Source organism: Sanguibacter suarezii NBRC 16159 (assembly GCF_001552735.1).
Classification (GTDB): domain Bacteria; phylum Actinomycetota; class Actinomycetes; order Actinomycetales; family Cellulomonadaceae; genus Sanguibacter; species Sanguibacter suarezii.
In genome coordinates this window covers 254,029-273,428 of record NZ_BCRT01000010.1, presented here as the reverse complement: position 1 = coordinate 273,428, position 19,400 = coordinate 254,029, and the positions used below count along the sequence as shown (strand labels likewise).

Here is a 19,400-nt window from a genome sequence, read left to right as displayed (position 1 = left end):
GCGCGGCACGCACGTCGGGTCCACCAGAGCTGAATCCACCCCTGCAACGCCTCACTGTATAGATGGCGCGCGTCCAGAGCCACGTCAGGCAATAGGGTGAGACGCATGGAGATCCGGATCGCGCTCGCGCAGATCGACACGTGTGTCGGCGACATCGAACAGAACACCCAGGCGATCCTCGCGTGGGCCGCTCGCGCGGCCGCCGAGGGCGCGCACGTCGTCACCTTCCCCGAGATGACGGTCACGGGGTACCCGATCGAGGACCTCGCCCTGCGCGCGTCCTTCCAGCGGGCCGCCCAGGCAGCGATCACCTCGCTCGCCGAGGAGCTGGTGCGCACCGGGCTGGGTGACCTCACAGTCGTCCTGGGGTCGGTCGGCGCGCCGCAGGCCTCCCCCAGCACCCCGGGCATGCGCCCGACCAACGAGGCGGTGGTGATCAGCGGTGGCGTGGTCCGCGCCGTCTACGCCAAGCACCACCTGCCCAACTACGGGGTCTTCGACGAGTTCCGCATCTTCGCCCCCGGCGCCCAGCCGTGCGTGGTCGAGGTGTCCGGTCGTCGTCTGGGCATCGTCATCTGCGAGGACATCTGGCAGGACGGCGGGCCGGTCGCACAGATGGACGCGGCCGACGTCGACCTCCTGCTCGTCCTCAACGGCTCGCCCTTCGAGCAGGGCAAGGGGCACCTGCGCACCGACCTCGCGGCGCGGCGCGCCCGCGAGGTCGACGCCCCGGTCGCCTACGTCAACATGGTCGGTGGTCAGGACGACCTCGTCTTCGACGGCGGGTCCTTCGTCATGGGCGCCGACGGCACCCTGCTCGCCAGCGCGCCGCAGTTCGTCGAGCACCTGCTCCTGTGGGACCTGGCCGACGACGACGCGCCCGACCACCACGGTCCGATCGCCCCTCCCCTGGACCCCCACGAGGAGGTCTACCAGGCGCTGGTGACGGGCCTGCGCGGCTACGTCCGCAAGAACGGCTTCGGGTCGGTCGTGCTCGGCCTCTCCGGCGGGATCGACTCCGCCCTGGTCGCCGCGATCAGCGCTGACGCGATCGGCGGCGAGCAGGTCTTCGGCGTGTCCATGCCCTCGGTCTACTCCTCCGAGCACTCCAAGGACGACGCCGCGGACCTCGCCAAGCGGATCGGCGCGCACTACCGCGTGCAGCCCATCGCCCCGATGGTCGACGCCTTCCAGGGCGAGCTGCACCTCGAGGGCGTCGCCGCGGAGAACCTGCAGGCGCGGGTGCGGGGGATGATCCTCATGGGCCTGTCCAACGCCGAGGGCCACCTCGTGCTCGCCACCGGCAACAAGTCCGAGCTCGCTGTGGGGTACTCGACCATCTACGGGGACGCCGTCGGCGGGTACGCCCCGCTCAAGGACGTCGACAAGTCGCTCGTGTGGGCGCTGTCGCGGTGGCGCAACAACGCGGCGCTGGACCGCGGTGAGCTGCCGCCCATCCCGGAGAGCTCGATCACCAAGCCGCCGTCGGCCGAGCTGCGTCCCGGTCAGGTCGACCAGGACTCCCTGCCGCCCTACGACCTGCTCGACGAGGTGCTCGACGCCTACATCGAGAACGCGGAGGGCCGCGCCGAGCTGTTGGCGCGGGGCTTCGACGCCGCCGTCGTCGACAAGGTGGTCTCCCTGGTCGACCGGGCAGAATGGAAGCGGCGCCAGTACCCCCTCGGCCCCAAGGTCACCGCACTCGCCTTCGGACGGGACCGGCGCATGCCGATCACGTCCCGGTGGCGCGAGCCCCTGGACTGACTCTTCTTACCCGGAATCCTGCGACACAGAGGTAGATCACCATGGATCAGCATCCCCTTCCCGGCTCCGTCCCCGCGCCCACCCAGCGCAAGCGGTTCCGGGTGCAGCACCTCATCGAGCACAAGGCCGCCGGCCGCAAGCTCACCATGCTCACCGCCTACGACACGATCACCGGGCGGATCTTCGACGCGGCCGGCGTCGACATGCTCCTGGTCGGGGACTCGATGGGCGACAACGTCCTCGGGTATGAGAACACCATCCCGGTCACCCTGGACGAGATGATCGTCTCCGCCCGCTCGGTGGCCCGCGCCGCCAAGCACTCGATGGTCGTGGCGGATCTGCCCTTCGGGTCCTACGAGGCCTCCCCCCAGCAGGCCTTCGCCTCCGCCGCGCGGATGCTCAAGGAGGCCGGGGTGCAGGCGGTCAAGATCGAGGGCGGGGAGCGGATCGTCAAGCACGTCGAGCTGCTCACGCAGTCCGGCATCCCGGTGTTCGGTCACCTGGGGTTCACGCCGCAGTCGGAGAACATGCTCGGGGGCAAGCGCATCCAGGGTCGCAGCGACGAGGCTGCGGAGCGCCTGTGCGAGGACGCGCTCGCCCTGCAGGATGCCGGCGCGGTCGCGGTCGTGCTGGAGATGGTCCCCGCTCCGGTCGCGGCACGTGCCACCGAGATCCTGCGCATCCCCACCATCGGCATCGGCGCCGGGTCGGTCGTGGACGGGCAGGTCCTGGTGTGGACGGACATGGCCGGCATGGGCGACTGGTCGCCGCGGTTCGCCAAGCAGTTCGGCCAGGTCGGCGCTGCTCTGGCCGCCGCGACCGAGGCCTACGTCAGCGAGGTCCAGGCTCAGACCTTCCCCGGTCCCGAGCACCAGTACGACCACTGAGCTGATCCGTGCGTCCGCCCCGCCCCGCTGGGTGCGGGGCGGGTGCGCGGCACGGGTGCGCGGCACGGGTGCGCAGGACGGGACGCGCGGTCAGGACGCCTGGTCAGCACACCCGGTCAGGACTCCTCGTCGTCGTCCTTGTTCTCCTCGTCCCACACCTCGGTGCGGACCTGGGCGATCTGCAGAGCCCGTTCGGCGGCCTCCCGGGTGGGGTAGGGACCCATCCGGTGGGTCCAGCTCGAGGGCTTGCCCACCTCGACCTGACGGGTCTTGGTGTTGAAGTAGAACTCCTCAGGCATGTGGTTCCTCCTCCTGGCACGGCGTCTGGCGCGGCGTCGGCGACGGCCGCAGACACCTCCATCGTTCCACGACCACGGCCGACGCACGGCTCGGCGGACGCGTGCACGACCAAGTCCGTAGACTGCACCTATGTCTTCCGCGCCCGCGCTCCGCCCCTCGCTCACCCCGGGAACCGTCAGCCCCGTCCTGAGCGTCCCCGCGTCGATCCCCCGCCCCGAGTACGTCGGCAAGAAGATCCCCGCGCCCTACGAGGGCAGCGACGTCGTCGCCCCGGAGGTCATCGACCGCATCCGGGTGGCGTCGCGGATCGCGGCGCAGGCGCTGGAGGAGGTCGGCAAGCACGTCGCCCCCGGTGTGACCACTGACGCGCTGGACCGCATCGGTCACGAGTTCCTGCTCGACCACCACGCCTACCCGTCCACCCTCGGGTACCGCGGGTTCCCCAAGTCATTGTGCACCTCGATCAACGAGGTCATCTGCCACGGCATCCCCGACTCCACCGTCCTGCTCGACGGTGACATCGTCAACATCGACATCACCGCCTTCATCGGCGGCGTGCACGGTGACAACAACGCGACCTTCGGCGTCGGCGAGCTCGACGAGGAGTCCGCGCTGCTGGTCGAGCGGACCCGGGAGGCGCTCAACCGGGCGATCAAGGCCGTCAAGCCCGGGCGTGAGGTCAACGTCATCGGCCGGGTCATCGAGAAGTACGCGGACCGCTTCGGCTACGGGACCGTCCGCGACTACACCGGTCACGGGGTCGGAGAGGCCTTCCACTCCGGCCTGGTCATCCCCCACTACGACGCCGCGCCCGCCTACGACACAGTGATCGTGCCGGGCATGGTGTTCACCATCGAGCCCATGCTCACGCTGGGCACGACCGACTGGACCATGTGGGACGACGGCTGGACCGTCGTCACCGCTGACGGTCGCCGCACGGCACAGTTCGAGCACACCCTCGTCGTCACCGAGACCGGAGCGGAGATCCTGACCCTGCCATGAGCAAACACCACGATCACAGCAAGCACGATCACGGGAAGCACCACGCCTTCGGCATCGACGTGGGAGGCAGCGGCATCAAGGGCGCTCCGGTCGACCTGAGCACGGGTGAGTTCGCCGCCGACCGCCTGCGCATCCCCACCCCTCGCGGGTCCACGCCGGAGGCGGTGACCGCCGTCATCGCCGAGCTGGTGGACAGCTTCGACCTGCCCTCTGACACCCCGGTCGGGGTCGCCTTCCCCGCACCGATCCTGCACGGCCTCGTGCCCTCGATCGCCAACCTCGACCAGTCCTGGGCGGGGGTCAACCTCGACGAGGTCGTCTCCTCCGCGCTGAACCGCCGGGTGGTCGGCGTCAACGACGCCGACGCCGCCGGTGTGGGCGAGGCCACCTACGGGGCGGCCCGAGGCGTGGACGGTGTGGTGTTCGTGGCCACCCTCGGCACGGGCATCGGCAGCGCCCTGCTCGTGGACGGGCACCTGGTGCCCAACACCGAGCTCGGCCACCTGCAGATCGACGGGCACGACGCCGAGAGCCGGGCGGCGGAGAGCGCCAAGGCTCGTGAGGACCTCTCCTGGGAGCAGTGGGCCCAGCGCCTGCAGCGCTACTTCGAGACGATCGAGTACCTCTTCTCCCCCGACCTCATCGTCGTCGGCGGCGGGGTGAGCAAGCACCACGAGAAGTACTTGCCCTTGCTGAAGCTGCGGGCGCCGATCATCCCCGCCACCCTGCGCAACGCTGCCGGGATCGTGGGAGCGGCGTCGTTGGCGGCCGGCGAGCGCTGACGGCTCGCGAGAGCCTCCATCAACGAACAACGGTCCCACCGGCGCAGATGCGCTGGTGGGACCGCGTTGCGTTGGTGGGACCGCAGTGCGTTGGTGGGACCGCGGTGCGCTGGTGGGACCGGGCTGAGCCAGCCAGCAGGGCCAGCCCGGTGGGACGGGCCGCGCAGGACCGGCCTGTGTGACCAGCCTGGGACTAGCGGACAGGCGTCAACGGCACGGTTCCGAGAAACTCGTCCACGCCGAGCATCGCCAGCACGTCGCTGACGACGGTCGGCGGGTTGCGGAGGGTGACCTCGAGCCCTTCTTCGCGCCCGATCGTGTAGAACTGCACGAGGAAGGCGATGCCGGTCGAGTCGATGAACGTCACCCGCGACGTGTCGATGACGACCGGAAGGTCGCGGTCGAGCGCGCACGCCAACGCGGCGCTCGCCTCAGGGCGCAACGCGCCGTCGATCTCGCCCCACATGTCGACCACAGAGTGGCTCTGTTCTTCGGCCAGGCTGATACCGCCGATCGGCGCCCCTGACTGTTGTGCACCTAGCATGTCCGCCACTCCGCTCTCGCGTGCTTCGAGACACGCCCCCGAACGAAGACCGCCAAATGGGTCAACTCGCCGTGCCTCTCGTTTTCAGTCTAGGCAGACGCCGCTGACCTTGGCAATATCTTGACCAAGCCAATACTTTAGTTGCGCGTTCAACAGCCGGGGACTGCGTCACCGGGCCGGCCTGACTCAGTCACCCCAGAGGACGGCACGTCGGAGGCGCCGTGGGCGCCGTCGCCGGAGGCACCGCAGGCGCCGTGGCCTGGGTGGTGAGTGGTGAGTGCGGATGAGCTGGCCGGTACGCCGGGTTCTGTTCCCACACGCAGTTACCCACGCGCAGGCGACGACCATCCATCTACGACGTACGTTGCCGCACGCCTCTAGCGGTCTACCCGAGTGCTCGGGCGAGCAGCCCTCGAACACACTCTGTCTGACCTTGCTCCAGGTGGGGTTTACCTAGCCGCGCCGGTCACCCGGCACGCTGGTGGTCTCTTACACCACCGTTTCACCCTTACCGGATGCGCAAGCGCCCCGGCGGTCTGTTCTCTGTGGCACTGTCCCGCGGGTCACCCCGGGTGGGCGTTACCCACCACCTTGCTCTGTGGAGCCCGGACGTTCCTCGGCAGGGCCGGAGCCCTGACGCGGCCGTCTAGCCAACTCATCCGCGTGTCCAAGGATACGGGACGCCGAGCGGCCGGCAGGCCCCCTGTCCGCGAGCGCCAGCGGAGGTCGTGCGAGGATGAACCGCATGGCAACCTGGCAGACCCGTTCGTCCTCCGTCGTCTACGAGAACCCCTGGATCCGGGTCCGCGAGGACACCGTCGAGCGCCCCGACGGCTCGGACGGCATCTACGGCGTGGTCGAGATGCGCAACCCCGCCGTCTTCATCGTCCCGGTCACCGACGCCGACGAGATCGTCCTGGTCGAGGTCGAGCGGTACACGACCGGACGCGTCTCCCTCGAGATCCCCGCAGGCGGCTCGGACGGGGAGGACCTGCTCCTGGCCGCACAGCGTGAGCTGCGCGAGGAGACCGGGCTGGTCGCCGACTCCTGGGAGCGCATCGGCAACCTCATGGCGCTCAACGGCGTGTGCCACGCCCCCGAGCACATCTTCCTCGCGCGCGGTCTGCGCGACTCCGGCGAGGCGCACGAGCAGGCGGAGGAAGGCATCGTGGGCCTGCGTCGCGTGCCGTGGCCGCAGGCACTGGGTCTCATCAAGGACGGGTCCATCGTCGACGGCGAGACCGTCGCCGCGCTCATGTGTGCGGCCATCGAGCTCGGGCGCATCTCCTAGCCGACTCAGTCACACACCTCGCCCGCTCCTCACGAGACGAGTGCCACAGGCCCTCCGGCGCGGCCATGACTGTGCGCGTGCACAGTCTTGGACTGAGCCATCGCGTCGGGTGCCACACAGATTCGTTCTGCAGGCTCAGTTTTTGGTCCACGGAATCCTGGGAGCGTGTACAGTCCACCAGAACCAGCGCTCGACCTGTCATAGATGACAGCCGTCCCGCACCCGACCGGTCGGCATGGACCAGCGCCTGGCGCACTGTCGAACAATGACGCTCGAGAGGAATCGACCTGATGCCCCCAGCACGATCACGCCTGCCCCTGAGGCTCGCGGCGACGGCGACCGCCGCCGCCGTGCTCCTCACCCCCCTGCTGACCACCCCCTCCCTGGCCGACGACGCCACCGGGCCCGTTCAGGCCGGGATCGTCATCGACAAGGTCGAGGACCTGCCCGCCGACTTCATCAACGGCGTGGACATCTCCTCGATCCTCGCGCTGGAGAAGAGCGGCGTCGCCTTCCGTGACTGGGACGGCCAGACTGCGGACGTCTTCGACGTCCTGGAGTCAGCCGACGTCAACTACGTCCGGGTCCGGGTCTGGAACGACCCCTTCGACGCCGCGGGCAACGGCTACGGAGGCGGCGACAACGACATCGCCGCCGCGGTCGCGATCGGCAAGCGCGCCACCGCCCACGGCATGAAGCTGCTCGTGGACTTCCACTACTCCGACTTCTGGGCCGACCCGGCCAAGCAGAAGGCACCCAAGGCCTGGTCTGCCATGACCGTCGCAGAGAAGGCGACCGCGACGCAGGCGTTCACCGCCGAGTCCCTCACCCGCCTCAAGGACGCCGGCGTCGACGTCGGCATTGTCCAGGTGGGCAACGAGACGAACAACGGTGTCGCCGGGGTGACCGGCTTCGCGAACATGTCGCAGATCTTCAACGCCGGCAGCACGGCCGTGCGCGCCGTCTACCCCGACGCCCTCGTCGCCGTCCACTTCACCAACCCCGAGCGGGCTGGCTCCTACGCATCGATCGCCAAGAACCTCGACACCTACAAGGTCGACTACGACGTCTTCGCCAGCTCCTACTATCCCTTCTGGCACGGGTCGCTGAGCAACCTCACCTCCGTCCTGTCGACCGTGGCGACCACCTACGACAAAGAGGTCATGGTCGCTGAGACGTCCTGGAACTACACGCTCGCCGACGGCGACGGGCACGAGAACGTCATCAAGCCGGCGTCGGGCTTCAACCAGTACCCGTCCAGCGTCCAGGGGCAGGCCACCGCGGTGCGCGACGTCATGGAGGCCGTGACCGACGTCGGCCCCGCCGGTCTGGGTGTCTTCTACTGGGAGCCGGCCTGGCTCCCGGTGGGCCCGCCGGCCAACCTCGCCGAGAACTCGGCCCTCTGGGAGCGTGACGGCTCCGGCTGGGCCTCGAGCTACGCCGACGAGTACGACCCGGAGGACGCCGGGAAGTGGTTCGGCGGGTCCGCCTGGGACAACCAGGCGCTGTTCGACGCCACAGGGAACCCGCTGGAGTCGCTGCGGGTCTTCCAGTACGCCCGCACCGGCGCCACGGCGCCGCGTGAGGTGACCGACGTCGAGGCGGTCACCCTCACCGTCAGCGACGGGGCTGCTCCCACGCTTCCCCGCACCGTGCGGGTGACCTTCAACGACGGAGCCGTCGAGGCGCACCCGGTGACCTGGCGCAGCTCGGTCGACTGGATCCGCGGTCCTGGCACCTACACGATCACCGGCACCACCGACAGCGGCATGGCCGTCACCGCGACCGTCACGGTCACCGCGGTCAACCCGGTCCGCAACCCCAGCTTCGAGGACGCCGACCTGTCCATGTGGACGATCAGCGGCTCCGGGGCGGCCGTCACCAAGGACCCCGATGCCTTCGACGGTGCCATGTCGCTGAAGTTCTGGCTGGGGAGCAGCTACTCCTTCGCCGTCGCGCAGACCCTCACCGGCGTCCCCGCCGGCACCTACCGGCTCTCCGCGACCAGCCACGGCGCACTGGCCGGGCCGACCGACACCCTCACGCTGAGCGCCACCTCCGGCGGCGCGGAGTCCACCGCACCCATCACCCTCAACGGGTGGCAGCTCTACTCCACAGCCACGACCGACGATGTCGTGGTGGGCGGCGACGGCCTCGTCACCGTCGCAGCGTCCTTCACGCTGAGTGCCGGCGCATGGGGCAACATCGACGACCTCCGCCTGACCCGGGTCGAGGATCCGGCCGCCGACACCGCGGCCCTGCAGGCAGCAGTCACCGCCGCCCAGGCGATCGACCGCTCGCTCTACACCGAGCAGTCCCTCGACGCCCTCGACCTCGCTGTGGAAACCGGAGCCGTCGTCCTCGCCGGCTCCCGCGCCACCCAGGCCGAGGCCGACGCCGCGACCGCGTTGATCACCACCGCCGAGGCCAGCCTGGTCACCGTGCCTGCTGACCTCGTCTCGATCACCATGACCCCGCCGACCCGCACGACGTACACGGTCGGGGACACCTTCGACCCGAGCGGGCTCGCAGTGACCGCGACGTACTCCGACGCGAGCACGGTCGACGTCACCGAGCAGGCGACCATCACGGTTCCTGACCTGACGGCACCGGGCACCCGGGACCTGACGGCGTTCTACCAGGGGCGCACTGCCACCACGGCGATCACCGTCACCGCGGCCGAGGCCCCCGGGCCGGGCACTCCGGCCGGTCCGGTGCTGACTCTCGGCATCGGCTCGATCACCGCCGGCGGTGAGGTGACCGTCAGCGTGACCGGCCTCGACCTCCCCGAGATCGAGATCGGCGTCGCCAGCTCCTACCAGCGTCTCGCCACGGTGCCTGTCACCGACGGGGCGGCGACGGCCACTGTCCGGATCCCAGCCACCCTCACCGCCGGCACCCACCACATCCAGGTGCGTGACCTCACCGGCACGATCCTCGCCTCGGCGCAGATCCAGGTCCTCCCCGCAGCCACCCCTCCGGCGGGTCCCGGCCCGGCGGGCTCGGTGAGCACCGGGACGGGCCCGACGGCGACCGCACCGACGGTCACAGCCCAGGCGCTGGGAGAGACCGGCGCTGACGTGCTCGCCGCAGTCATGGCGACGATGCTGCTCCTCGCTGCGGGGACGGTCCTCGTCGTGCGCCGCCGACGCGCCGTCAGCAGCGACGCGCAGTAGCGCCAGCACGTAGGAGGACGGAGGCCGAGGCCCGGGGCACGCACCCTGGGGCCTCGGCCTCGGTCCGTCGGCCAGCCCATGCGACCAGTCGCTTGTAGGGTCGCGTGATGGGACTTCAGCCGTGCTCAGACCTGTCACCCTCCACCTGGCTCGTCGACTCGCAGGAGGACAGCGACCGCCTCATCAGCGTCGGCCCCGACGGTTTCCCGGCCTACGCCCGGCTGCGGTTCCTCCCTGACCCCACCGCACCCGGTCAGTCAGAACCGGTGGTGAGAGATCCAGATCACCCCACCCACGTCAGTCGCGTCCAGCACGCCCTTCACGTGCTCGTGGCATTCACCACGACGCCGTCCGAGGCCTACTTCTGCCGCTGGGACGGCTACGAAGACCTTGGGCTCCCACCCGGATGGCCACTCGTCGACATCCCGCCTCAGTCACCCATCAGGAGCTTCGCGCTGCACCGGGGGCAGGTGGCTGACATCGACCACTGGGGAGAGCCGTGGGGTCAGCCCGGCGACGCGCCTCCCGCCTTCGCGTGGCCAGCCGACCACGCCTGGTGCTTCACGCACGACGTCGACCCGCACTGGGCCGTGATCGCCGCGAGCCAGCCCGCCGTCGACGCGCTCCTGGCGACGCCGGACCTCGACGTGGTGCAGGTCCTGCCCACCGACGAGATGCCCACGTACTACTAGACGTCCACCTCGTACCCCAGCGTCAGCTCATCCCCGCCCATGCCGCGGATCCCCCAGCTCGACCGCGGGCTCTCCAGGATCACCAGCTCGAGGTCGTCCACCGGCAGGTCGAAGGCGCCGCACACGCGGTCGTAGACCTGGCGGACGAGTTCGCGCTTGGCCTCCGGGGACCGCCCGCTGAAGGCCACGAGCTCGATGACGAGGTACCCCGGGCCGCGTCCGGGGGCGACGAGGTCGTCGTCCTCCAGCCACAGGAAGCGCTGGAAGCGCTTCTCCGGCGGATAGTGCCACGCGTTGACCAGGGCCGCATGCAGGTGGTCGCTCAGCGCCTCGCGCCGGTCGAGCCACTCGGATCGCCTGCCATACACCTTGAACTGGCCCATGATGGACGAACCTAGCCCCGGCTCCCCCGCTGCGCAACGCCTGCTCCGAGACGGGGCTCACAGCGTGGCCGGCGCGCCCCCGCCTAGACTTGCCCCGTGCTCATCCTGCTGCCCCCGTCCGAAGGCAAGACTCCCGCGACCGCCGGCAGCCCCGTCGACTTGGCCGCGCTCAGCGGCCCCTCGCTCACCCGTCACCGGGCCACGGTCCTGCGGGCGCTCGCCCGCGCCAGCGCCCGCCGCGATGCGCTGACCACGCTGGGGGTCGGCCCCAGCCTGGCCGATGACGTCGCGCGCAACACCCGCCTGGACACCGAACCCGCGGCCCCTGCCGCGCAGGTGTACACCGGGGTGCTCTACGCGGCGGCGGGCCTCGACGACCTCTCCCCCGCCCAGGCCGAGCTGGCTGCAGCGAGCGTGCGGACCGTCTCGGCGCTGTGGGGAGCGGTCAGCCCTGCGGACGCCATCCCGGCCTACCGGCTGTCCATGGGCACCGACCTGCCGGGTGTGGGTCCGCTCGCGGCCTCCTGGCGTCCGCTGCTGGAGGCCGTCCTGGCCCCGCGGGCCAGCGGCGACGTCGTCGTCGACTGCCGCTCGGCCGCGTACCTGGCAGCGTGGAAGCCGGCGAAGGGCACGGACTGGGTGAGCGTGCGGGTGCTGCGCGAGCTCGACGGCAAGCGCTCGGTCGTCTCCCACAACGCCAAGCACACGCGCGGCGTGCTCACCCGTCACCTGCTCACGCGGGAGGGCGCCGAGCCGCGCAGCGCCGAAGACCTCTACAAGGCCGCCCACGAGCTCGTCGGTACATCCCTGCTGGACGCCACGCTCCTCGAGGGCAAGCACGGCGCCGCCACCCTCGAGCTCGTCGTCGCCTGACCCGGACCCACCTCACTCCCGAACGCCAGCGAGGTCGTCTCTCAGGTGCGAGGTCGTCTGTCTGAACAGACGACCTCGCACCCAACAGACGACCTCACCGGATGCTGGAGCTCGGTGGAGACCGGACTGCGGTCTCCGGGGGGAGGGGTTACTCCGTGACGCGCTTCTCGGGGATGCGGACGAGGATGCGTCCGCACTCCTCGCAGCGCACGACCTCGTCGGCGGGCTGGGCCCGGATGGCCTCGATCGCGGTCTGATCCAGGTCGAGGCGGCAGCCGTCGCACCGTCCGGCGCGCAGGGCGGCGGCGCCCTGCCCACCCAGGTGGGTACGGACCTTCTCGTAGAGGGCGACGAGCGCGGCGTCCAGACCGGCGACGGCGGCGGCACGCTCGGTGGCGACCGTGGCGGCCTCGGCGTCGATCTCGGCGAAGACGGCATCGAGCTGAGCCACGGCGGCGGCCCGGGCGTCGAGGGTCTTCTGGTTCGCCTCGTCGAGCTTGGCCAGGGTGTCCTCGTGCGCCTCCAGGCGCTCCATGACCTCGAGCTCGACCTCTTCGAGCAGGCCCTGGCGTCGGGAGAGCGACTCCAGCTCGTTGACCAGCGCCTGGGCGTCCTTGGCGCTGACCGCCCCGGAGTCCAGGCGGGTCTGGTCGCGGGTCGCCCGGGAACGGACCTGCTCGACGTCGGCCTCGGCCTTGGCGAGCTCGCGGCGCAGGTCGCTCGCGGCGGTGCGGGAGGCGACGAGCGCGGTGTTGAGATCGGCCAGCTGGGCGTCGATCTCGGCGACCCGAGCCAGCTCCGGCAGGTTCTTGCGTCGGTGCGCAAGTTGCTGGAGGCGGGTGTCGAGCGCTTGGACATCCAAGAGTCGACGCTGGTCCTCGACGGGTGCCTTGGTCACAGGTGGTGTCCTTTCACAGGAGGTGCGGTGGGGTGCGGGGGCGCAGCGCCGCGAGGCCTCAGACCTCGGCTCGCGCGACCCGCGCGGTCCAAGGATCGGTTCTCACAGTACTGACTCTGGTCTCAACCGTAGTGCCGTCGGCAGCCAGGTCGTGCACGAGGTCCGCGGCGGCGTAGGCCAACCACGGCCATTCACTGGCAAAGTGCGCGGTGTCGACGAGGAACGGGCGTCCGTCCCGCGCCGGCCGACCGGCCGCGACGGCGTCGAGGGCGGCCTGCTCGCGGGCGTCGGAGACCGCGTGGTGCTTGAGGTCGGAGGTGACGTACACGTCTGCCCCGCTCGCCCGAGCCGCACCGAGGAGAGAGTCGCCCGAGCCGCCGAGCACCGCGACCGTGGAGACCTGCGCGTCGAGGTCCCCGGCGACCCGGATGCCCTGCGCCGTCTCAGGCAGCGCTGCGGCGACGAGCTCGGCGAAGGCACCCAGCGTCGTGGGGACGCCCAGGCGACCCACCCGGCCCAGGCCCACACCAGGGCCTGCGCCCGGAGTGGGTTCGAGCGGGCTCGTCTCGACCAGGCCGAGGACGTCGGCCAGGGCCTCGGCGACCCCGCGCACTGCGGCGTCGGCATTGGTGTGGGCGGCGAAGAGCGCGCAGCCGGAGGTGATGAGGGTGTGCACCGGCTGCCCCTTGAGGGTGCCGGCCGCGACCGAGTGCACCCCGCGCAGCAGCAGCGGGTGGTGGGTGACCAGCAGGTCTGCGCCCCAGACGACCGCCTCGTCGACGACCGCGGCGACGGGGTCGACCGCGAAGAGCACCTTGCGCACCGGCGCTGCCGGGTCACCGGTCACCAGCCCGACGGCGTCCCAGTCCTCGGCGGTGGACGGCGGGTAGCGCGCCTCGAGCAGGGCGACGACACGGGACAGGGTCGGTGCTGGGTTCACGGTCGCAGACTAGCCGACCAGCGTGGACGCGTGGTCGGGGACGTAGGTCTGCAGGCTCCGCTCGGTGCGCCGGTAGCCGGTCGAGGCGGGGCGCTCGGGCAGGTCGATCGTGGGCTGCAGGACGCTCTCGTAGGGGATGGAAGAGAGCAGGTGGGAGATCATGTTGATCCGCGACCGCTTCTTGTCGTCGCTCTCCACGACGAACCACGGCGAGCTCGGGGTGTCGGTGTGGGTGAACATGTCGTCCTTGGCCCGGGAGTAGTCCTCCCAGCGGGTGATCGACTCCAGGTCCATCGGGGACAGCTTCCACCGGCGCATCGGGTCGTCCTTGCGGGAGGCGAACCGCTTCTCCTGCTCCTCGTCGGAGACCGAGAACCAGTACTTGCGCAGCATGATGCCGTCATCGATGAGCAGCTGCTCGAACACCGGGCACTGGGCCATGAACCGCTTGTACTCCGCCGGGGTGCAGAACCCCATGACGTGCTCGACCCCGGCGCGGTTGTACCAGCTGCGGTCGAAGAGCACGATCTCCCCCGCAGCCGGCAGGTGGGCGATGTACCGCTGGAAGTACCACTGTGACCTCTCCCGCTCGGTCGGTGCGGGCAGGGCGGAGACGCGCACGTGGCGGGAGTTGAGGTACTGGGTGACGCGCTTGATCGCGGACCCCTTGCCGGCGGCGTCGCGCCCCTCGAAGATCACGACGACGCGCGCGCCGGTGGCCTTGACCCACTCCTGGAGCTCGACGAGCTCGGCCTGCAGGCGCACGAGCTCCGCCTCGTAGACGTCCTTGGGGAGCTTGGACAGCGTGCGCCCGGCCGCTTCCGCGTCACCGACCGCGACCTCCCCGCTGTCGGTGGCAGTCGCGGCGTTCCCTGTGGTGTCAGCGGTCTTCGACATCGGGGCAGCTCCCTGGCTCGGCGGCGCCAGGTCACGTGCGACGGCGCTCGTGGGCTCCATTAAATACCTTCGCCCGGGCGCGCACCGGGCGACGGCCGACACACCGGCGTCACGGGTGAGGGCACACCTGCCCGACGTCCTCCGCCGTCGGGCAGGTGCGGCTCCGGTGCCAGCAGGTCACGCTGCCGGCGCCGGAGCTGGTCACGGTCAGCCCAGGGTCACCACGACAGTGACCTCGGAGCCCTCTGGCTGTGCCGGTATGGGCTGACCGAGCGGGTGGTCCGCACCGTCGACGGTGATGCTCACGACCCCCGAGGACACGTGCTCGGGGTTGCGGACCTCGATCTGGTAGACGGCTCCGCGCCACTCCCGGCGCATCTCGAAGCCGTCCCAGGCTGTGGGGATCGCCGGGTCGACGATCAGGCCGTCCAGGCTCAGGCGCACCCCGAGGATGTACTTGGTCGCGGCGGTGTACATCCACCCCGCGGTCCCGGTCAGCCAGGGGTTCTGCGCCTTGCCGTACCACTCGTGGTCACGGCCGTAGAGGAACTGGACGTAGGCGTAGGGCTCGGCCCCGCGCACCTCGATGTTGTCGTTCTGGTTGTACGGCAGCACCGAGTCGTAGAAGGCGACCGCCTCGTCGCCGCGCCCGAGCATCGCCTCGGCGATGATCGGCCAGGCGTTGGGGTGGGAGAAGATCGCGGCGTTCTCCTTGATCCCGGGGTACACCCGCGTGACGAAGCCGATGGTGTCGTCGACCTTGGTGAAGGCCGGCCAGTTGAGGTGGCTGCCGTACTCCGAGCCGAGCAGCTCACGCACGGAGTTCATCGACGTCTCCCCGCGCTCCTGGGTGGTGATCCCGGCGATGACCGGCCACGCCTGGTGCTCCAGGAAGATCTTGCCCTCGTCGTTCTCCGCCGAGCCGATCTTCACGCCGTCGCGGGTGTACCCGCGGATCCACCAGTCCCCGTCCCACAGCTGGGTGTCGGCGACGTCGGCGATGCGGGCCAGCTCGGCCTCGTAGCGGGCGACGTCCTCGGTGCGGCCCAGCGGCCGGGCGAGCTCGAGGAAGGCCTGGATGGCCCAGGCATGCAAGAAGGTCACCAGGGACGTCTCCCCGCCGCCGAGGTTGAGGCAGTCGTTCCAGTCCGCGCGCAGCCCGAGGGCGACGCCGTTGGGACCGATCTGCGCGGCGGAGAAGTCCAGTGCGGCTTTGAGGTGGTCGTAGACCGTGGCCGGCACGCCGTCGGCGTAGGGGATGACCTCGTCGAGGAAGGCGATGTCGCCGGTCTCCTTGACGAACTCCACGATCGAGGAGACGAGCCACAGGTGGTCGTCGGAGCAGGTGTCCTCGAGGCCGTGGATGAGGTCGTCCATGGACGGCGTGGGCACGATGGTCGGCGACGGGATGTCCGGGAGCTTCTCGGCGTCGGGGTCGAAGGCGACCGGGTCGAAGAGGTGCAGGCCGTAGCCGGAGGAGACCTGGGCGCGCAGCAGCTCCAGGATCCGCTGGCGGGTCTTGACCGGGTTGGTGTGGATGACGCTCATGACGTCCTGTGCGGTGTCGCGGTAGCCCAGGCCGTTGCGCCCGCCCACCTCGACGAAGGACGCGAAGCGCGACCACTGCACGCAGGTCTCGGCCTGGAGCAGCGTCCAGGTGTTGATCATCGTGTTCATGCCCTCGTGCGGGGTCCTGATCGAGAGCTTGGCCTGCTTGGCCTGCCAGTGCTCGCGCAGCCGGGCACGCTCGGCGTCGACCGTGGCCAGGTCGGTGTACTTGGCCTGGATCGTGCGCCCGGCGCCGTCGCGCGAGCCGTAGCCGAGCATGTAGACCAGACGCGTGGTCTCCCCCGGCGCCAGCGTGATCGTGTGCTGGAGGGATCCGCAGTGGTTCTGCGTGGTGGCCGACTGGTTGGTGCCGTGCCCGCGCTCGATCGCGATGGGGTTGGACTCGCTGCGGTAGGGGCCGATGAAGTTGTCCCGGAGCGTGTCGTAGGAGGACGGCTCCTGGGAGGAGGTGAAGAAGTGGAAGGTCCACGGCTCGTAGAAGAAGTCGTACTCGATGATCCCGTCGGCGTAGCTGGACCCCGAGGAGTACAGCGACATCTGCAGGTTCTGGTTGTCGATGGTGATGGTGTGGAAGCTGAACTCCACGTACGAGCCGACGGTGAGCTCGCGGACCTCGTCGGAGGTGTTGGTCACCTGGGTGTCCCACAGCTCGACGTCGTCGTCGAGGGGGATGAAGACGGTCTGGGAGGCGTCGATGCCCTTGTAGGACGACTCGAAGCGGGTGTATCCCATGCCGTGCCTGGTCGTGTAGGTTGCGGCGCCCGGCCCGTCGAGCGGCTTGCCGACCGGCTGCCAGGACACGGACCAGAAGTCGCCGTCGGCGTTGTCGCGCAGGTAGACGTAGTGGCCCGGGCGGTCCAGCGGGACGCCGTTGGGGCGGAACCGGGTGATGCGGCCCTGCTGGGCGCTCTTGTAGTAGGAGTACCCGCCTCCGGTGTGGGAGAGCACGGTGCACAGGTTCTTGGTGCCGAGGTAGTTCGTCCACGACACCGGGACGTCGGGGCGGGTGATGACGTACTCGTCGACGGCGGTGTCGAAGTAGCCGTATTTCATGGGAGGGGTCGATCCTGTCCGTGAGGGTGGTCGGGGATGAGGGGTCAGGCGGTGACGAAGCCCTTGAGCCAGTCGAGGAGCTCGCTCGCCTTCTCGGGCGAGTCGGCTTCGACGAACATGCGCAGCACCGGCTCGGTCCCGGAGAAGCGCAGCAGCGCCCAGTTGTCGTTCTCGAGCAGGATCTTGGTGCCGTCGGTGTGGTCGATGCCCACCACCGCGTACGGCCCGACGGCGGTCAGCGGGTCCGCGGCCAGTCGCCGCGGCACGGCCACGCGCATCTCGGGTGTCGCCGGGACCCCGGCCTCGAGGGTGTACAGCCGGCCCGTGATCTCGTAGATCATCGCGCGCAGCTCGGAGATGCGCTTCCCGGTCACGGCGAGCATCTCGACGACGAGCGCACAGGCGAAGATGCCGTCCTTACCCAGGATCCAGCCACGGACGGTCAACCCGCCCGAGGACTCTCCGCCGAGCACCGCGCCGATCTCCTCCATGCCGGCGGTGACGTGCTTGAAGCCGACCTTGACCTCGCGGGACTCCTCGCCGAAGTGCCGGGCGAGGCGGTCGAGCAGGTGGGTGGTCGCGATGTTGCGGACCACGCCGCCCTTCTCGCCGCGGACCTCGTGCAGGTACCAGAAGAGCAGGAGCAGGAGGTCGTTGGTCGAGATGTACTCCCCGGTCTCGTCGACGATCCCGATGCGGTCGGAGTCGCCGTCGGTGGCCATGCCCAGGTCGTAGGCACCCTTGCCGTTGGTGATCATGCCGATGAGGCTGGTCAGACGCTGCAGGTCAGGGGCCGGCGCGTGGCCGCCGAAGAGCGGGTTGTGGGCACCGTGGATGAACTCCGCGCGCACCCGCATGTCGTTGAGGATGGTGCCCAGCGTGAGCTGAGAGGTGCCGTACATCGGGTCGACGATGACCCGCAGGTCCGAGCCGCGCACGGCATCGACGTCGATGATCTTCTCGATCGCGTCGATGTACGGCTCGGTCAGCGCCCGGTCCACGACCATGCCGGCCTTGCGGGCCAGGTGCAGGTCGAGGGTGATGACCTCGTCGACGCGCAGCGCGTTCGCCTCGTCCTGGAAGCGGTCGGTCTCGTCGTCCAGGGGCAGGGAGCCGTCGGCGCGGAACACCTTGACGCCGTTCCACTCCGGGGGGTTGTGGGAGGAGGTGATGATGATCCCGTAGGCCGAGCCGGTGTAGGGCGCGGCGAAGGTCACCAAGGGCGTGGGGACGTCGTCGGGCAGGAGCAGGACGGAGATGTTGTTGCCGGCGAAGACCTCCGCGGCGGCCTCGGCCGACTCCCGGGACAGGAACCGGCGGTCGCCGCCGATGACCACGCCCTGGTGGTCGATCCCCTTGCGGGTGGCCTCGTTGGCGATGGCCTGGCACAGCCGGCGCAGGTTCCCCAGCGTGAACCCCTCCCCGATGACCGCACGCCAGCCGCCGGTGCCGAAGTGGATGGAGGTGTCGGTGTTCTTGGTGGGCACGAAGAGACGCTCGAGCACGATGTCCGCGGCGAGGGCGAGCTCGGCCTCGGTGTTGATGCCCTGGACCTCGTCGGTGTCGTAGATCTGGTAGGACACGATGACGTCGTCGGCGTCGAGGAAGCGCTGGGCGATCTCGGTCAGGCGGTGCTCCCCGGCCTCAGCGAGGGCGTCGATCTGGGCGAAGAGGACCGACGGCGCGGCGACGTAGGCGCCCACGTTGATCTCGTGGATCGCCGCGTCCCCGGCGTCGAGGTCCTCGACCTCGACGATCGCCCGGATCCGGCCGGTCTCGTCCCGCTCGATCCGCCCGTAGGGCAGCGGCTGGTCGACGACGGCTGTGAGGAGGGAGAAGTCGGCCTGCTTGAGCTGGTGCCGGTTGACCAGCCCGCGCAGGGAGTCCGGGCGCAGCAGCGGGGTGTCGGCGTAGGCGACGAGGACGACGTCGGTGTCCGCCGGGACCGCGTCGCGGGCCACGCCCGCCGCGTGCCCGGTGCCCAGCGGCTCGGTCTGCTCGACGTAGGTGAGGTCGTCTCCGAGAAGGGCGGGCAGGGTGGTGTCCCCCGCGGCCACGACGACGATGATGCGCTCGGGGGCGAACATCTGGCGGACGGTGGCCACCGCCAGCCCGGCGACGGTGCTGTCCCCGAGGGGGCGCTCGAGGAGCGCGCGCGAGGCGTCGTCGGCCCCGGCAGCGAGCACGATGGCGGTGCCTCGGTCGATCGTGGACGGGGCGGACTGCTGCTGGGCCATAGTTCCTCACTCGTCTGCGCTGCACGTTTGTTAGTAACCCTACCGATCTTTCTCCCGGATGAACAGGCCTCGCGCGCGCGAGGGCAGACGTGGCGGGGACGCACCCCGCGTG

General features: G+C 70.1%; 16 protein-coding genes and 1 other RNA gene. 8 read left to right on the top strand and 9 right to left on the bottom strand.

Features of this window, described 5'->3' with window-relative positions:
* Positions 1-105 precede the first annotated feature (105 nt).
* Entirely contained in the window at positions 106-1,764 is a 1,659-nt protein-coding gene (locus SS2_RS05870) for an NAD+ synthase (protein WP_066462004.1), read from the top strand.
* A gap of 41 nt (positions 1,765-1,805) precedes the next feature.
* A complete protein-coding gene (gene panB / locus SS2_RS05865) occupies positions 1,806-2,651 on the top strand; it encodes a 3-methyl-2-oxobutanoate hydroxymethyltransferase (protein ID WP_066462002.1) in 846 nt (281 codons plus the stop codon).
* Positions 2,652-2,767: 116 nt separating this feature from the next.
* On the opposite strand, the gene SS2_RS05860 is transcribed toward panB, so the two are convergent.
* Positions 2,768-2,950 carry a hypothetical protein gene (locus tag SS2_RS05860; protein ID WP_066462000.1) on the bottom strand — a complete coding sequence of 61 codons (183 nt, stop codon included), beginning with the start codon at positions 2,948-2,950 and terminating at the stop codon, positions 2,768-2,770.
* A 130-nt stretch (positions 2,951-3,080) separates the two neighbouring features.
* Between SS2_RS05860 and map the strand changes: the two genes are divergently transcribed.
* Positions 3,081-3,953 (top strand): type I methionyl aminopeptidase, encoded by an 873-nt coding sequence (map, locus tag SS2_RS05855; protein WP_066461998.1) that lies wholly within the window; start codon positions 3,081-3,083, stop codon positions 3,951-3,953.
* Positions 3,950-4,735, top strand: a complete 786-nt coding sequence (gene ppgK, locus SS2_RS05850; RefSeq protein WP_066461996.1) for a polyphosphate--glucose phosphotransferase — start codon at positions 3,950-3,952, stop codon at positions 4,733-4,735. The genes map and ppgK overlap by 4 nt, the downstream gene beginning before the upstream one ends.
* 193 nt (positions 4,736-4,928) lie before the next feature.
* Here the strand turns inward: ppgK and SS2_RS05845 are convergent, their stop codons facing one another.
* Positions 4,929-5,279, bottom strand: coding sequence for an STAS domain-containing protein (locus SS2_RS05845; protein ID WP_066462441.1), 351 nt, complete (start codon positions 5,277-5,279; stop codon positions 4,929-4,931).
* Positions 5,280-5,559: 280 nt separating this feature from the next.
* Positions 5,560-5,937: RNase P RNA component class A (gene rnpB, locus SS2_RS05840), an RNA gene on the bottom strand.
* 87 nt (positions 5,938-6,024) lie between these two features.
* Between rnpB and SS2_RS05835 the strand changes: the two genes are divergently transcribed.
* The 3 genes from SS2_RS05835 (at position 6,025) to SS2_RS17885 (ending at position 10,438) form a co-directional block, all read left to right on the top strand.
* The gene (locus tag SS2_RS05835; RefSeq protein ID WP_066461994.1) at positions 6,025-6,570 is read left to right on the top strand and encodes an NUDIX domain-containing protein; all 546 of its coding nucleotides are present in this window, start codon (positions 6,025-6,027) and stop codon (positions 6,568-6,570) included.
* Positions 6,571-6,860: 290 nt separating this feature from the next.
* Positions 6,861-9,746 (top strand): glycosyl hydrolase 53 family protein, encoded by a 2,886-nt coding sequence (locus SS2_RS18115; protein ID WP_066461992.1) that lies wholly within the window; start codon positions 6,861-6,863, stop codon positions 9,744-9,746.
* A gap of 107 nt (positions 9,747-9,853) precedes the next feature.
* Positions 9,854-10,438: a hypothetical protein gene (locus tag SS2_RS17885; protein ID WP_245643372.1), complete on the top strand. Its 585-nt coding sequence runs from the start codon at positions 9,854-9,856 to the stop codon at positions 10,436-10,438.
* Here SS2_RS17885 and SS2_RS05820 read toward each other — a convergent pair.
* Complete coding sequence (locus SS2_RS05820) at positions 10,435-10,821, bottom strand: tautomerase family protein (protein ID WP_066461991.1); 387 nt, start codon at positions 10,819-10,821, stop codon at positions 10,435-10,437. The two genes, SS2_RS17885 and SS2_RS05820, sit on opposite strands and share 4 nt — an antisense overlap.
* 96 nt (positions 10,822-10,917) lie before the next feature.
* Between SS2_RS05820 and SS2_RS05815 the strand changes: the two genes are divergently transcribed.
* Positions 10,918-11,694 (top strand): YaaA family protein, encoded by a 777-nt coding sequence (locus SS2_RS05815; protein WP_066461989.1) that lies wholly within the window; start codon positions 10,918-10,920, stop codon positions 11,692-11,694.
* A gap of 148 nt (positions 11,695-11,842) precedes the next feature.
* Here SS2_RS05815 and SS2_RS05810 read toward each other — a convergent pair whose 3' ends face one another.
* The 5 genes from SS2_RS05810 to SS2_RS05790 form a co-directional block, all read right to left on the bottom strand.
* Entirely contained in the window at positions 11,843-12,592 is a 750-nt protein-coding gene (locus tag SS2_RS05810; protein WP_066461987.1) for a zinc ribbon domain-containing protein, read from the bottom strand.
* 58 nt (positions 12,593-12,650) lie between these two features.
* Positions 12,651-13,532: a Nif3-like dinuclear metal center hexameric protein gene (locus SS2_RS05805; protein WP_066461985.1), complete on the bottom strand. Its 882-nt coding sequence runs from the start codon at positions 13,530-13,532 to the stop codon at positions 12,651-12,653.
* Between the two features lie 9 nt (positions 13,533-13,541).
* A complete protein-coding gene (ppk2, locus tag SS2_RS05800) occupies positions 13,542-14,429 on the bottom strand; it encodes a polyphosphate kinase 2 (RefSeq protein WP_083941899.1) in 888 nt (295 codons plus the stop codon).
* 207 nt (positions 14,430-14,636) lie between these two features.
* The gene (locus SS2_RS05795; RefSeq protein WP_066461983.1) at positions 14,637-17,051 is read right to left on the bottom strand and encodes a glycoside hydrolase family 94 protein; all 2,415 of its coding nucleotides are present in this window, start codon (positions 17,049-17,051) and stop codon (positions 14,637-14,639) included.
* Positions 17,052-17,095: 44 nt separating this feature from the next.
* Positions 17,096-19,288 (bottom strand): NTP transferase domain-containing protein, encoded by a 2,193-nt coding sequence (locus SS2_RS05790; protein ID WP_066461981.1) that lies wholly within the window; start codon positions 19,286-19,288, stop codon positions 17,096-17,098.
* Positions 19,289-19,400: the final 112 nt, after the last annotated feature.

Coding starts and splice junctions, on each gene's coding strand:
- ppgK (WP_066461996.1), top strand. CDS start 3,950: ATGAGCAAACACCACGATCACAGCAAGCACGATCACGGGAAGCACCAC.
- ppk2 (WP_083941899.1), bottom strand. CDS start 14,429: ATGTCGAAGACCGCTGACACCACAGGGAACGCCGCGACTGCCACCGAC.
- SS2_RS05845 (WP_066462441.1), bottom strand. CDS start 5,279: ATGCTAGGTGCACAACAGTCAGGGGCGCCGATCGGCGGTATCAGCCTG.
- map (WP_066461998.1), top strand. CDS start 3,081: ATGTCTTCCGCGCCCGCGCTCCGCCCCTCGCTCACCCCGGGAACCGTC.
- SS2_RS05835 (WP_066461994.1), top strand. CDS start 6,025: ATGGCAACCTGGCAGACCCGTTCGTCCTCCGTCGTCTACGAGAACCCC.
- panB (WP_066462002.1), top strand. CDS start 1,806: ATGGATCAGCATCCCCTTCCCGGCTCCGTCCCCGCGCCCACCCAGCGC.
- SS2_RS05860 (WP_066462000.1), bottom strand. CDS start 2,950: ATGCCTGAGGAGTTCTACTTCAACACCAAGACCCGTCAGGTCGAGGTG.
- SS2_RS05790 (WP_066461981.1), bottom strand. CDS start 19,288: ATGGCCCAGCAGCAGTCCGCCCCGTCCACGATCGACCGAGGCACCGCC.
- SS2_RS05820 (WP_066461991.1), bottom strand. CDS start 10,821: ATGGGCCAGTTCAAGGTGTATGGCAGGCGATCCGAGTGGCTCGACCGG.
- SS2_RS05870 (WP_066462004.1), top strand. CDS start 106: ATGGAGATCCGGATCGCGCTCGCGCAGATCGACACGTGTGTCGGCGAC.
- SS2_RS17885 (WP_245643372.1), top strand. CDS start 9,854: ATGGGACTTCAGCCGTGCTCAGACCTGTCACCCTCCACCTGGCTCGTC.
- SS2_RS05795 (WP_066461983.1), bottom strand. CDS start 17,051: ATGAAATACGGCTACTTCGACACCGCCGTCGACGAGTACGTCATCACC.
- SS2_RS18115 (WP_066461992.1), top strand. CDS start 6,861: ATGCCCCCAGCACGATCACGCCTGCCCCTGAGGCTCGCGGCGACGGCG.